Origin of the sequence: Neobacillus kokaensis (genome assembly GCF_014656545.1) — a bacterium.
Taxonomy (GTDB): Bacteria; Bacillota; Bacilli; order Bacillales; family Cytobacillaceae; genus Neobacillus; species Neobacillus kokaensis.
The window spans coordinates 93881-107177 of record NZ_BNDS01000010.1 but is presented as its reverse complement, the minus strand read 5'-3'; the positions used below and the strand labels follow the sequence as shown (position 1 = coordinate 107177).

Here is a 13297-nt window from a genome sequence, read left to right as displayed (position 1 = left end):
GGTAAGAATAAAGCTCTGATTCTTCCCGTAAAGCCGATAGATAGGCGGCTATCGGTAAAAAAAGCGCTTGATTTTGCCTGAGTCGGATGGAAAAGCAGTTAAACGGTAAGAATCCCCTGAATCTATCAATACTGATTAATTTTGTAACTATTTGGATGTGTACTCGTATAAAATTATAAGGTATTTACAGAGGGGAGATGAGGATCTTGCGCTTTTATTCCAAAAAGGGACTATTTACCGGAATCATACTATGGGGTACAGTCACTTTTTTAATTGGTTCGTTTCTATTCTTACCCGAAGGGCCAGAAGGGAAGGGGGAAACCGTTACTGCTGTACTTATTTGCACTTTAACGAGTGGGTTTATAATGTGGCTTTGGTTTGCTACATATTACGAAATAAATGGGAATGAGTTAAAAATTGTTGCAGGACCGTTCAGATCACGAATAGATATCATAGAGATAAAGAGTATACGACCAAGCAGGAGCATTTTATCAAGCCCAGCATTATCAATGAATCGTCTGGAAATACTTTATGGAAAATGGGGGATGGTCTTGATATCTCCGAAAAATGAAGAGCAATTTTGCGAAAAATTAATGAACATAAATCCGAACATTGATATAAAATTGAATGATAGTTGATAATAAAATCCAATATTTTAATTTTAAGGTTACATTTTTGGAGTTAATAAATAATTTATCAGCAGATGTATGATATTTAGATAATTCCAGTGCATTTTTATTTAGAAGCATTAATATACGAAAAAATTTCTTCTGTCTCACTATCTTAAGTATACTTGGCGATTGAGACAGAATCGAATTAAGTAAATATAATAATATTATGTAAACTGATAAAACATCAAATAGGAGAGGAGAAGCAGCTGCTAATTTCAATAGCAGCTGTTATTGTTCCTTCGGCATATCCATTTTATCTACAGCAATCTTTAAATCATCATTCCGAATATGTGTGTAAATCATTGTTGTCTGAATTGATGAATGACCTAATTGCCGGCGTAATTTTGGAACATCGTTAATTTCTGCGTGATATCTGGTAGCAAACGAATGTCGTAATTTATGTACCGATAATGCTGGTTTTCCAAATGCTGCAGCGTATTTTTCAACCAATTTTTCAACTGATCGGGCTGTTAAACGTCTGGATTTTCCTTTTGGGCCCATTGGTGCAGCCACAAATAATGCTTTATTATTTTTATCAACCTGGTACTTAGCCGTTCTGACAGCCAAATATTCCTGCAGGTCATCCATAGCAATCTGACTGAAAAAAACAAATTGTTCTTTATTACCTTTACGAATAACTCTAGCGCAATATTTGCTGAAATCAATGTCATCGAGATCAAGACCGATCAGCTCTGATAAACGAAGCCCTGAGCCCAAAATCAACGAAATAATCGCAGTATCACGCTCTTTATTTAATTGATAAAAGTTGAAGATTTTTTTGTTATCTTTGTTTAATTCTCCATAATCACGTGCAACAAACAAGCGAAATTGCTCATATTCATCACCAAGCAGGATTTTTCCTTCCATTTTATTTGCCCGCGTTTCCATTGTTTCTTTAACCTCATTAAATTCAATTTTTGCCATTACATTACGGTTGATATATGGCTGCAGATCGGGCGTTTCAGCAATGTTTTGCAGGTAATTGAACAGCGATTTTAATGCCGATAACTTACGATTGACTGTTAATTCCTTGTTATTTAACTCGTAATGAAGAAAATTTAAAAATCCTTCAACTTCAAGTACCGTCATCTGCTCTAAACGTTCTAAAGGAATATCCTTAATGCTGCCAGTCCAAAGCTGCTCAGTGATCATCCAGTTAAAGAAAATTTTATAGTCATGACAGTAATTAAACAATGACGCCGTCGAAAGCTTTCTGAGTTTGTGATTAATATATTCCTCAACATACCAAGGAAGCTCATTAAGTAAAGCTTGCAGTTTTTTAAAATTTTGCTGCTTATCGGGATTTACCATAATAACACCTCACTACTATATTTTACCGTAGGTACATTATTACGTCAAATTTATATTTTACGTAATTTTATGAGGAGCGTAATTAAAACAGCGATTCTTCGTTTTTTGAAGTTTCGTCATTAATTAAATGTTCCAATGTTTATACCGCAAAACTTTGTTCATTAAACTCCCCTTTATCCTTCGGCTCTTGAATACAAGAAACTTACCTTATTTAAAAGAAAACCTTAATTAAATTTTTATTAAATAAAAAAACTGACCTATTAAATTTTAGGGTCAGTTTTTTATGAAAGCATATTATTTTAAAGATTATTTATATTAATTATCATTTCGTTATATGCGGTAACCACCTCTTGATAAGTGGCTTCGATTGCTTTAAGGTCAACATCAGCTTCAAAATTGGTTCGGATTTCATCAAATTCATTATCAAATAGATCCAGTTTTTGTTGAAACAACTGAACACTTTTTGCCTGCTCAATCTTGGAATCTATAAAAGTATAAACGGTGAATGAGTGTCTATTCGCAGACAATTTCTCGTACTGGTCAAAACGTTCCCGACCTTTCTTTTTCGCACGACGTTTTAGTTCATTCATACTCTTTAATATATTTTCGCCTTGCTGCTTTACTAATTCTAGCTGTTGTTTGCTTACATCCATCATAATTGCGACCTTTCCTATCTGAATTATATACATATTATATCATAAAAAATAAAGCGAGCTATTCTTCAGATTCAGCTCGCTTAAATCGCTATTACTGCTTGTTTATGACCTCTTCCGCTATTAACAGATAGGATCGAACTTTGTCCTCAGGCTCATGCGTAATCGTCACAATCATGATTTCATCAGCCTGGTATTTAGATCGTAATTCTTTCAGTTTCTGGCCAGTCATCTGTGGGTTCCCAATAATCATCTTCTGTTTCATTTTTTGTAACGCTTCCGACTCCTTTTCGGTCAGTACATATTGCTTTGCTTCTTCAATGGACGGAACGCCGTTGAGTCCCTCTCCTTTTCCTCTTTGAATCGACCAGATTAATGGGCTTAACGCAAGCTCCTCCGCCCTTTCGGTGGTTTCAGCACATATAGCGGAAACGGTTAAAATCACTTCTGGTTTTTGCCCCTGCTTTCTAGGTTTAAATGCTTCTTTATACTGCTGAATGATCGCAGCCGCGTTCGAATCACTCATAAACAAGCCAAAGGCAAAGGATAATCCATACTCCGCTGCAAGCATGGCACTCTTTTTTCCGGTCCCAAGGAGCCAAGGTTCAGGTGCTATGGGTGGAATGGGTGCAGCCGATAAATTAGCATACGGGTGTTCTGCAGGAAAATTATCCTCTATAAAATACAGCAAATCCCTGACTTTATCCGGCATATTCCATACATTTTGCAAAAAGTGATCGGACAACGCATTGGTGGCCTCTGTTGTGCCACCGGGCGCACGACCAATTCCAACATCTATTCGTCCAGGAAACAAGGTTGCGAGCAGGTTATATACCTCTGCTACTTTATATGGTTTATAATGAGGCAATAATACAGCTCCTGAGCCGATTCGGATGCCAGTTGTATGTGCGCCGATATAACTCAACATCACTTCCGGTGCCGGACATGCAAGCCCCGGGAGATCATGATGCTCAGCAATCCAGTAACGGGAATAGCCAAATTTTTCACCAGCCTGCGCCAGCTTCATTGCTGCAATTAAAGCCTGCTGTGGTGTTTGGCTAGTTGAAATCGGTGCCTGATCTAATATACTTAAACGCATGAAGCTCCCTCCCTTTTATTTACACAAAGGTTAAGTACTAATACAGTGTTTGCTTTTGTGTCTCATCCGATTTAATTGAATATACCATTTTTTCATTCTTAGCTGATTCAATTTCAGCTAGGGAAAGGTTGAAAATCTAAAATGCTTATCTATTCATTTTTAAATTTAATTTACTATAAAAAGTATTTTGTTGTTAGTATTTTAATCCATTGACAATCCTTAACAGATGCTTTAAAGTAAAATCGTTAAATGCAATAATAAAACATTTTGTGTGGACTTTTCTAGAGAACTCTCTATTTTCGCCACACAGCCTTCATCTGGAGGCTGTGTGGCTTTTTTTATTGTAAGAAAGGGGAAAGATTAATGAAAACATGGCATTATGCACTACTCGTATTTTTGGGAGGATGCTGTTACGGTGTATTATCAACCTTTGTGAAGCTGGCATATGAAGCTGGATTCAGTGTTTCAGCAGTTACAGGAAGCCAATATCTGCTTGGAACCTTGCTGATCTGGATTGTGTTCCTGTTTACAAAAAAGAAGAAACTTACACCGAAACAAATCATTAAATTATTATGTTCCGGGATTCCATTTGGATTAACAGGTGTATTTTATTATCACTCATTGGATACGCTTGATGCTTCACTTGCAATTATCTTTTTATTTCAATTCGTTTGGATTGGCAGTTTGCTAGAATGGCTCTTTTTTAAAAAAGCACCAACTGCTGGGAAGCTTGTTTCAATTGTCATTCTTATCGTTGGCTCTATTCTGGCAGCAGGTGTAATGACTAATACCGGTACCGAACTTTCGTGGCAAGGGGCCATATGGGGCGCTCTTTCCGCTGTAACGTATACCTTATTCATCTTTCTTAGCAGCTCTGTTGCGAAAGACACACCGCCTGTTCAAAAAAGTGCACTTCTTACGACTGGTGGACTGCTGACAATTTTCTTGGTGTTTCCGCCAACGGATTTATTCCATTTGTCGGTTTTAATGGGAGTCGCACCATATGGCTTATATCTTGGTTTATTTGGCGTTGTCTTGCCGCCGCTATTATTCTCAATTGGCATGCCGCATATCGGACCTGGACTTGGAACCATTCTTACCACATCCGAGCTTCCAGTCGTTGTCATCCTCTCTTCCCTTGTTTTAGGAGAACAAGTAAGTTTGTGGCAATGGGTCGGGGTAGTATTTATTTTAGGCGGAATTGCGGTTGGTAATTTAAAGCTTCCAAACAGAAAATTAAAATCGATTGTTCATTGGGAAAGCCGCTCTACTTCTTAATGATTTACATTACTCATTAAATCTAATAAACTTCTATTGGTATTATTGTGATCAAAAGGTATAGGTTACTATACCTTTTAGCAAATTAAGTTTAACTAAGTTTTCTAGGAGGATATTGTCCATGCATCAATTACAAGATATTTTAGAGGCAAAAAACTTTATTTTGAGTAAAACGAGCGCACAGCCTACAATTGGAATGATTTTAGGATCCGGCTTAGGAACGCTTGCTGATGAGATAGAAAATGCTGTTATTATCCCTTATAGCGAAATACCTCATTTCGCAAAATCAGAAGCTGTTGGACATGCAAATGAAATGGTCATTGGCGAATTAATGGGTAAGACGGTTGTCGCAATGAAAGGAAGATTTCATTATTATGAAGGCTTTACATTAGATGAAGTAACCTTTCCAGTGCGAGTATTAAAGGCACTGGGGGTCGGGCAGCTAATCCTGACAAATGCCTGCGGTGCTGTTAATACAAAATTTAACCCGGGAGATTTAATGTTAATTACCGATCACATTAATTTAGTCGGAACAAATCCATTAATCGGTCCGAATAATCCTGAATTAGGAACTCGTTTCCCTGATGTTTCTCAAGTCTATAATCGTGATTTGCGAAATACGGCTTTAAAAGTGGCTGAAAAACAAAATATGTCGCTGCAGCAAGGTGTTTATGCCTGGTGGAGCGGACCAGCCTATGAAACACCCGCAGAAATTCGTATGATTCGTACATTAGGAGCGGATGCTGTCGGTATGTCGACCGTTCCGGAAGCACTCGTTGCGATTCATGGAAATATGAAGGTATTGGGCATATCTTGTTTAACTAATATGGCCTGTGGCATCCTTGACCAGCCATTAAGCCATGATGAAGTAATTGAAGTAGCTGGCAAAGTGCGTGCTAAATTTGTTGATTTAGTAAAGGGGATTTTAGAGGAAATCTAATTACTTGGACATAAATTTTGATTTGAATACAGATAAACAGACACTTTCCCTTTCAGAAAGTGTCTGTTTATCTTATTTAAAAATCGCCGCAATGACTTCGTCTCTTGTCATAGCACTATCAACTGTGTATGTACCAGGGCGCAATTTGTTTTCAACCTTTTTCTTTTCTACTGCTTGTGAAAATTGAAACGCACTGCCTTTGATGACCTTTGCTTTTACCAGCATTTTGCCGACATCAATACTGGTCATCCCTTGTGACACACCGATAACAGCACGATATACAACCTTTTGACCACCATCGTCATTGGCCGCAGATTTTTGTCCGTCCGCTTTAGCTGTTTCGATATTCTTGTCATAATCTTCCTTTGTCTGTACAACATAGCCGGCAGCTGTAAGCTTGTCCTTCATTTCCGCTTCGGACAGGTCTTCTTTTACTGTGGTTTGTTTTTCGACCGTTTTTACCTGCGTCTTTGATGAGGTTCCGCTATCGCTAAAAAAGTAAACTGCACCACTAATACTTGTTGCAATCAGAAGTCCTGCAGCAAAATTAGTCAATCCATTTGTTTTCATATGCATACTATCTCCTTTCATCCCTTGTTGCCAGATGCGGAGTAAGCAGCTGTTCGATTTCACTTACAGAAACTTGTTTTTTCTCGGCAATACTCTCAATTGAGTATTTGCGTTTATATAAATCTAGTATTTCACGCATGAAAAGTTTTTCATCGGCGGACAGTTGAACTCCAGCTTCTTTTGCAACCACTTCAATGTCCAGTTCCATATTGCGAATGGTACTTTGCATGTCGTTAATTTCTTTCATGACAGACATATGAACCATGTCAATCTCACTATGCTCTTTTTTAACTGCCTTCTTATTTCCAACGATTGAAATTATTAGCAGCAATGCAGAAGCACCAAGTAATATCGCTAATGTCCACTCCATTATATTCATTCACTCCTTCATAAGAAAAGATAGCCACAAGTCATTATTATACATGGGAAACAAAAATTTTTCGATTAATATTTACTAAATACATCAAAAGTCGCAGAAATTTAACAAATTAAAATCTAAAACGACAGGAAGTTACATAATTGGAAGGGTATTTGTTCAATCTAAACTTGACACTCATGCACAAGAAAGGAGTTTTTTTATGGAAAATCAACAAATGAATCAAGCAACGATGCAAAGCCCGCCTCCTGCTATCACATCAAAAGACCTGCAATACTTAAAGGATGCATTATCGTGGGAGCTTCTGGCGTTTAAAAAATTTCATTTTCTAGCCCAACATGCGACTAATCCGAGCATTAAACAAGCCCTCGATAAAGCTGGTCAAATGCATCAGGACCATTATCAAAGGCTGTTGTCTCACCTTCAGGTTAATAACAATTCCGTATTAACCGGCATGCAAAATATGCAGCAGACTCAGCAGCAACATTTACAGTAAGGAATGGAGGTAAATTGAATGCAAAATCAGCAAATGCAAAGTCAGCAAGGACAGAACCCGAATCAAATCGCTAACCAGCAAACAGGACAATTGCCAAAGGTAAAAGGTCCTGAAATGAATGACCGTGATTTTATGAATGATGGTCTGAGTACGTGTAAGTATATTACAGACAGCTTAAATATTGCTGTTCGTGAAGCGAGTCATGATCAGCTTCATACTGATTTAATGCAAATGTTAACCGAAACCCAGCAAAGCTGCCGTGATTTGTTCTTAGTCATGTTCCAAAATGGCTGGTACAAGATGGAGGCGGAAGATCAGCAAAAAATTAACCAAGCCTATCAGCAGTTTAGTAATTACTCGACGCAATTTCCTTATCCCATTTCATAAAAAAGAGCCGATTCGGCTCTTTTTTACTGTATAAATTTTACTGATCATCGCGGTTTGGATAAGTAAATTCATAGGTCAATTCTTTATCTTTTAAGGTGATTGTGACGATTTCATTTTCATTACCCGAAATAAATGTATATGAGCTATTATTTCCAGATTGTTCCTTCCAACCGCCTGTTCCGCTGGTGATTTTTTTCAAATAATCTTGATAGGCTTTAAATGATGCTCCTTCCCAATGATACACTTCTTTTTCAGGAGAAATATAAATAGGTTTCAAATCAGTAGGGAATAACATAGAACCGTATCCATGTGTGACATATAACGGACCGTCATGATTATATGGTGTTTTTCCCTTTATTTTGAGTGTAGACATGGCCTGCAAAATCTCAGCATGCTCCAGTTTTGGATAATCAAAGCTAAATTCCAACCATTTTTCCTTTGTTAGAGGAATAAAGAAGTAGTAACGGAGTGCAACATCCATCATTTTTACATGTTCGATGTACATGTATGTCGCATATGGAAAATGTTCGAGTTCAGTATTAATATGCATTGATTTGCTGGCAATGATATTGTTCTTTTCTTGTTCCGAAACTTCCTTTACTGTCCCTACTTGGTTTGATTCATTATTTTTGTAAAGAGCTAATTCCTCTCCCGTTTTTTCGCTGTATACTTGGTCTAATTCCCAGTTGAATAGTTGAGCGTCCAATTTATATGGCTCAGCGGTTTTAAATTGGGGTTTTTCATGTACCATCTGAACGATAAAGCCTGCGAAAATGAAAATAAGAATACAGGAAGCTAATGCGTTCTTCCAGCGATGAGTCCAAACCGAACTGGTTTGAGAAGGAGCATTTTGAATTGTACGATATATCTTTTCTCGAATCGCAAATTTTTCAGCCTTTGTTGATGTGACCTGTTTAAGAATTTCCCACTGTTCTTCAGGAGTATTTTTCATTCTCACTCCTCCCTTCCATTCCATTGATTTTTCTAAGTGATTGCATCGCCCTTGATAATGTTTTACGTACCTTTACCTCGGACCAATCAAGAATTTCTGCGATTTCTTTCGTGGAGCATTCTTCAATCTTTTTAAGGGTGATGACAAGACGGTAATTTGGCTTCAACTTTTGAATGTTTTTTAATTGTTCCAGCACAATCTCCCTGTCTTCAATATGTTGTTCTAAATTAAAGGAAGAAGGTATGTCAGCATAAGATGCCGTCAAAGAGAAAAATCGTTTCCGCTTTCGTTTACGAATTTCATCAATAACCAAATGCTTAGCGATACTGAAAAGCCACGTTTTTATACCGGACCTGTTTTCAAACTTTTCTATGGCCAAATAAGCGCGAACAAATGTATCGTGAACTAAATCCTCACAGCTTTGCCGGTCCCCAAGCATGAACAAGATAAAGCGATAAATATCGTCATAATATTGTTCGTACCACTCCATTACTTGATTTTCTCTATTATTTTTCAATCCTAATCTCACCTGCTTTTTCTCTTCTTAATAATCAGTCGTTTATAAAGTTTAAATGTGACACTTTTTATAAACAATTACTTCTGATTATTGGGTATATTCAAATACTATGTTGACATATTTTCTTTTTCCTAGATATATAGATTGTATATAAAAATTTGCTTTAATGTTAAAGTTTTACTACTTGAATATCGCTTACTTCTATCTGCTCCTGGAACTTTATTTGATGAAAAGCGAGGTTATACTGTGTATACATTTTATTGCAGGTCCTATCAGACTATGATGAGAATTGCTTCAGCTGTCCTACCTTGGCGAAAGCCTAAGTTATTAGAGGGTATAAATAGTTTAAGCAAGCTGCCAAAGCTGATTAAGAGCAAAAAAATTGAAAGTGTTTTAATTGTTACGGATAAGGGATTGCTTCAATCGGTTTGATGGATGATTTGCTAGAAGGATTACGTGATGAAGGAGTAAGCTTTGTAGTCTACGATCAAACGGTTCCGAATCCTACGATTGAAAACATTGAAGAAGCCTATGAAATATATATGACAAACCAGTGCCAAGGGATTGTTGCCTTTGGAGGCGGGTCCCCAATGGATTGTGCCAAAGGTATAGGAGCACGGGCAGCAAGACCAAACAAGACCATCCAGCAGATGAAGGGTGTATTAAAAGTTATGAAAAAGCTGCCGCCCCTTTTTGCCATACCTACTACAGCAGGTACCGGAAGTGAAGCAACCCTTGCAGCAGTTGTCACTAACACTGATACACATGAGAAGTATGCGATAATGGATACGTCCCTTATTCCCCGTTATGCTGTCCTTGATCCCTTGCTTACTGTTAATCTGCCGTCCCATATCACAGCTGCAACAGGTATTGATGCATTAACACATGCTATAGAAGCTTATATTGGTAATAGTAATACAAAGGAAACGATTCAATGCAGTCTAGAAGCGGTAAAGTTAATTTTTGAAAATCTTTATGAGGCATATTCTAATGGAAGTAACATTACTGCTAGGGCGAATATGCAGCGGGCCGCTTATTTAGCAGGAATTGCCTTTACTCGTGCCTATGTAGGTAATGTGCATGCAATTGCGCATACTCTTGGCGGATTTTATTCGGTGCCCCATGGATTAGCCAATGCCATTATCCTCCCTTATGTTCTTGAGTATTATGGAGACTCTGCATACAAGCCGCTCGCGGACCTGGCGGATACAATTGGAATTAGTGAGCAAGGGGATTCTATAGAGCAAAAGGCGAAACAGTTCATCAGTGCCATTAAGCAGCTTAACGAACGGACAGGGATTCCCAAAAAGCTCGATTGCTTATTAGATGAAGATATTCCGTTAATGGTGGAACGAGCTTTAAAAGAAGCCAATCCTCTCTATCCTGTCCCCAAGATTTTATTTAAAGAGGATATGCTCTATCTCTATCATGCAATCAAGGCCTAAACACTTTATAATAGATGAAATGAAGGAGGAAATCATGTGGAAACATACAGTTCATTGATTTCTGCTCAAAAGTCATTTTTTCGTACAGGAAAAACAAAAGATGTAGCATTCCGCTTAAATGCTCTTCAAACGCTAAGAAATGCTATAAAGCAGCATGAAGAAGAGCTCATGCAGGCTTTACGGGCGGATTTAAATAAATCAGAATTTGAAGCCTATACTACCGAAATCGGCTTTGTCTTAGAAGAATTACGGTATACTATCAGCCATTTACATTCATGGGTCAAACCCGAAAAAGTGAAGACACCTATTACTCATATTGGTTCGAGCAGTTATATTTACTCCGACCCATATGGGGTGGTGTTAGTGATTGCTCCTTGGAATTACCCATTTCAACTAGCGATTGCCCCGTTAATCGGAGCCATAGCCGCCGGGAATTGTGCGGTGATGAAACCATCAGAATTAACACCGAAAACTAGTGAAATTCTAGAAAAACTAATGAGTGAATGTTTCCCTGAAGAGTATATCGCTGTTGTGCAAGGCGGAGTGGAAACAAGTCAAGGACTGCTAAATGAAAAATTTGATTATATCTTTTTTACAGGAAGTGTACCTGTCGGCAAAATAATCATGGAAGCAGCTGCTAAAAATTTGATCCCTGTTACCTTAGAACTGGGTGGTAAAAGTCCATGTATTGTCCATGAAGATGCCAATTTGAAAATAGCCGCAAAACGGATTGCCTGGGGAAAATATACGAATGCCGGTCAAACCTGTATTGCTCCTGATTATCTTTATTTACATAAGAATGTGAGAGACGAATTTTTGCAGCAATTGAAGGCGGCAATTGTGGAGTTATACGGCAGCGAGCCGCTTGATAATCCGAATTTCACCCGAATTGTCAGCGTACGGCATTTCGAACGTCTGTCAGCTTTTTTAAACAAAGGTGAGGTGTATGTTGGGGGAAAAACAAATCCTGAAAAATTGGCGATTGAACCGACTGTTTTAACGGAAATTTCATGGGATGACCCAATCATGCAGGATGAAATTTTTGGTCCAATCCTTCCAGTTCTGGTGTATAGCGAGCTGTCGGAGGTAATAGAGGGCATTCACGAGCATCCTAAACCGCTTTCGCTTTATATTTTTTCTGAAAATAACAGCATTCAAGAAAAGGTTCTAAACAGTGTTTCGTTTGGCGGCGGGTGTGTGAACGATACGGTTTATCACTTCGCCTCCCCCCATCTGCCATTTGGCGGTGTTGGCCCAAGCGGCATCGGATCCTATCATGGGAAAGGCAGTTTTGACACCTTTTCACACAAGAAAAGCATACTTAAACAAACCACACGCTTTGACATCCCTTTTCGCTACCCTAATGTGAAGAATGGACTGAAAAAAATTAAGATGTTTATGAAATAAAATAAAAAACAAATGCTCTCAGTGGATTTGCTGAGGCATTTGTTTTTTATATTCCTATTTACGAATTTTTAACGTATCTTCTTAATTTTTAAGAGTCAAGATCAGTAAAAAGGTGCTTTTTTATGGAGATGTTTTTTCCGTGAAAATGGGGCTTAATTCACTCCATACATCAAATTTATTCCCATCTAAATCATAGAAAACAAAGTTCCTGCCGGAATGGCCTCTATTCTCTATTTCTCCCACCCTTATCCGCTTTTCCTTAAAATTCTTATGTATCTCTTTTAATGCACTCAATCCATTTACTTCAAATGTGATTGAAAATCGCTCATTGCCATGGATATCATGGAAATTAGAACTCTGATTTTTGGGAGATTTAACTAAGAAAAAACTTTGGTTTGCGAAATTAAGAATAGCCTTATCCTCGTCTTTATAGCTTAGTTCTGCTCCTAATTTGTTAAGATACCAATTTGAAGCCTGTTCCACGTCTGAAACTGGAATATAAGTAGTTCCGATTCTTAATAATTTTTCAGTCATTTAATGATCTCCTCTGTTCAGGTGTTGAAAAATTTGAAACGCTCCCTTTAAGTTTGATCTTTTTGTCTATAATTGAAACTTTTTCTTTATGAGTTGCGCTGTTTCCGCTGCACTTAACCTGGTATTGTTGATTTTAAGATAATTATCTTTGTTGATTTCACCGTCAAACGAGTTCAAGCGGTGTTTTTTCAGCGTGTTAATTAAATCATTTTCAGACCATGCAAGATCTCTTTTTGAAGGCTTATGCTCAAGTCTATTAGAGGTTTTATTCCGTTCAAGTCTTTCTTCATACTCGGCCTCAAGTTCGACAAGGTATACCGTGCCGCCTCTCGATTCAAACAAATGAGACAGCTTATTAACATAATCCCAATCGGACTGAAGATCAAACATCCAAACAAACGTGAAAATTAAGCCATATAAATTACTTTTTGATACCTCTTCAAAAATCTCCTGTCGAAATTGGTTTACTAGTCTTTTACCTTCTGGTGTACTGTAATTGAAAAAATGGCTCACAAGATCAATTGTCATATGATTATGGAAAAGCTTTAATTCGGTCATTTTTGCTAATTCCTGTCCGACAGTCATTTTTCCAACCGCTTGCGGACCAAAGATCAGAACAAGTTTCATATCTCATATTTCCTCCTTAAAAAATATTTTTTTT

Annotated in this window: 15 protein-coding genes and 1 pseudogene; 7 read left to right on the top strand and 9 right to left on the bottom strand. The window is 37.7% G+C overall.

What is annotated here, in order from left to right:
* The first annotated feature begins 206 nt into the window (after positions 1-206).
* Entirely contained in the window at positions 207-638 is a 432-nt protein-coding gene (locus IE222_RS13180) for a PH domain-containing protein (RefSeq protein WP_191273522.1), read from the top strand.
* 261 nt (positions 639-899) lie between these two features.
* Here IE222_RS13180 and xerS read toward each other — a convergent pair whose 3' ends face one another.
* From xerS to IE222_RS13165, 3 genes are all read right to left on the bottom strand, one after another.
* Complete coding sequence (gene xerS, locus IE222_RS13175) at positions 900-1982, bottom strand: tyrosine recombinase XerS (protein WP_191273520.1); 1083 nt, start codon at positions 1980-1982, stop codon at positions 900-902.
* Positions 1983-2281: 299 nt separating this feature from the next.
* A complete protein-coding gene (locus IE222_RS13170; RefSeq protein ID WP_223282692.1) occupies positions 2282-2638 on the bottom strand; it encodes a hypothetical protein in 357 nt (118 codons plus the stop codon).
* A 91-nt stretch (positions 2639-2729) separates the two neighbouring features.
* Positions 2730-3734, bottom strand: coding sequence for an LLM class flavin-dependent oxidoreductase (locus IE222_RS13165; RefSeq protein WP_191273516.1), 1005 nt, complete (start codon positions 3732-3734; stop codon positions 2730-2732).
* 363 nt (positions 3735-4097) lie between these two features.
* On the opposite strand from IE222_RS13165, the gene IE222_RS13160 reads away from it, so the two are divergent.
* Both IE222_RS13160 and IE222_RS13155 read left to right on the top strand, forming a co-directional pair.
* A complete protein-coding gene (locus tag IE222_RS13160) occupies positions 4098-5012 on the top strand; it encodes an EamA family transporter (protein ID WP_191273514.1) in 915 nt (304 codons plus the stop codon).
* Positions 5013-5133: 121 nt separating this feature from the next.
* The gene (locus IE222_RS13155) at positions 5134-5952 is read left to right on the top strand and encodes a purine-nucleoside phosphorylase (protein WP_191273512.1); all 819 of its coding nucleotides are present in this window, start codon (positions 5134-5136) and stop codon (positions 5950-5952) included.
* 72 nt (positions 5953-6024) lie between these two features.
* Here the strand turns inward: IE222_RS13155 and IE222_RS13150 are convergent, their stop codons facing one another.
* A complete protein-coding gene (locus IE222_RS13150) occupies positions 6025-6522 on the bottom strand; it encodes an MltG/YceG/YrrL family protein (protein ID WP_191273693.1) in 498 nt (165 codons plus the stop codon).
* 7 nt (positions 6523-6529) lie between these two features.
* Entirely contained in the window at positions 6530-6892 is a 363-nt protein-coding gene (locus IE222_RS13145) for a hypothetical protein (protein WP_191273510.1), read from the bottom strand.
* A 208-nt stretch (positions 6893-7100) separates the two neighbouring features.
* Between IE222_RS13145 and IE222_RS13140 the strand changes: the two genes are divergently transcribed.
* Positions 7101-7394, top strand: a complete 294-nt coding sequence (locus IE222_RS13140) for a ferritin-like domain-containing protein (RefSeq protein WP_191273508.1) — start codon at positions 7101-7103, stop codon at positions 7392-7394.
* Between the two features lie 18 nt (positions 7395-7412).
* Complete coding sequence (locus tag IE222_RS13135; RefSeq protein ID WP_223282691.1) at positions 7413-7781, top strand: spore coat protein; 369 nt, start codon at positions 7413-7415, stop codon at positions 7779-7781.
* A 37-nt stretch (positions 7782-7818) separates the two neighbouring features.
* On the opposite strand, the gene IE222_RS13130 is transcribed toward IE222_RS13135, so the two are convergent.
* On the bottom strand, positions 7819-8733 hold the full coding sequence (locus IE222_RS13130; protein ID WP_191273506.1) for a hypothetical protein: 915 nt from the start codon (positions 8731-8733) through the stop codon (positions 7819-7821).
* Positions 8717-9250 carry an RNA polymerase sigma factor gene (locus tag IE222_RS13125; RefSeq protein ID WP_191273504.1) on the bottom strand — a complete coding sequence of 178 codons (534 nt, stop codon included), beginning with the start codon at positions 9248-9250 and terminating at the stop codon, positions 8717-8719. The genes IE222_RS13130 and IE222_RS13125 overlap by 17 nt, the downstream gene beginning before the upstream one ends.
* 246 nt (positions 9251-9496) lie before the next feature.
* Between IE222_RS13125 and IE222_RS13120 the strand changes: the two are divergent.
* Both IE222_RS13120 and IE222_RS13115 read left to right on the top strand, forming a co-directional pair.
* Positions 9497-10695: pseudogene (locus IE222_RS13120) on the top strand (iron-containing alcohol dehydrogenase).
* Between the two features lie 36 nt (positions 10696-10731).
* The gene (locus tag IE222_RS13115; protein ID WP_191273502.1) at positions 10732-12102 is read left to right on the top strand and encodes an aldehyde dehydrogenase; all 1371 of its coding nucleotides are present in this window, start codon (positions 10732-10734) and stop codon (positions 12100-12102) included.
* Positions 12103-12222: 120 nt separating this feature from the next.
* On the opposite strand, the gene IE222_RS13110 is transcribed toward IE222_RS13115, so the two are convergent.
* Both IE222_RS13110 and IE222_RS13105 read right to left on the bottom strand, forming a co-directional pair.
* Entirely contained in the window at positions 12223-12636 is a 414-nt protein-coding gene (locus IE222_RS13110) for a VOC family protein (RefSeq protein ID WP_191273500.1), read from the bottom strand.
* Between the two features lie 66 nt (positions 12637-12702).
* Positions 12703-13263: an AAA family ATPase gene (locus IE222_RS13105; protein ID WP_191273498.1), complete on the bottom strand. Its 561-nt coding sequence runs from the start codon at positions 13261-13263 to the stop codon at positions 12703-12705.
* Between the last annotated feature and the right edge of the window lie 34 nt (positions 13264-13297).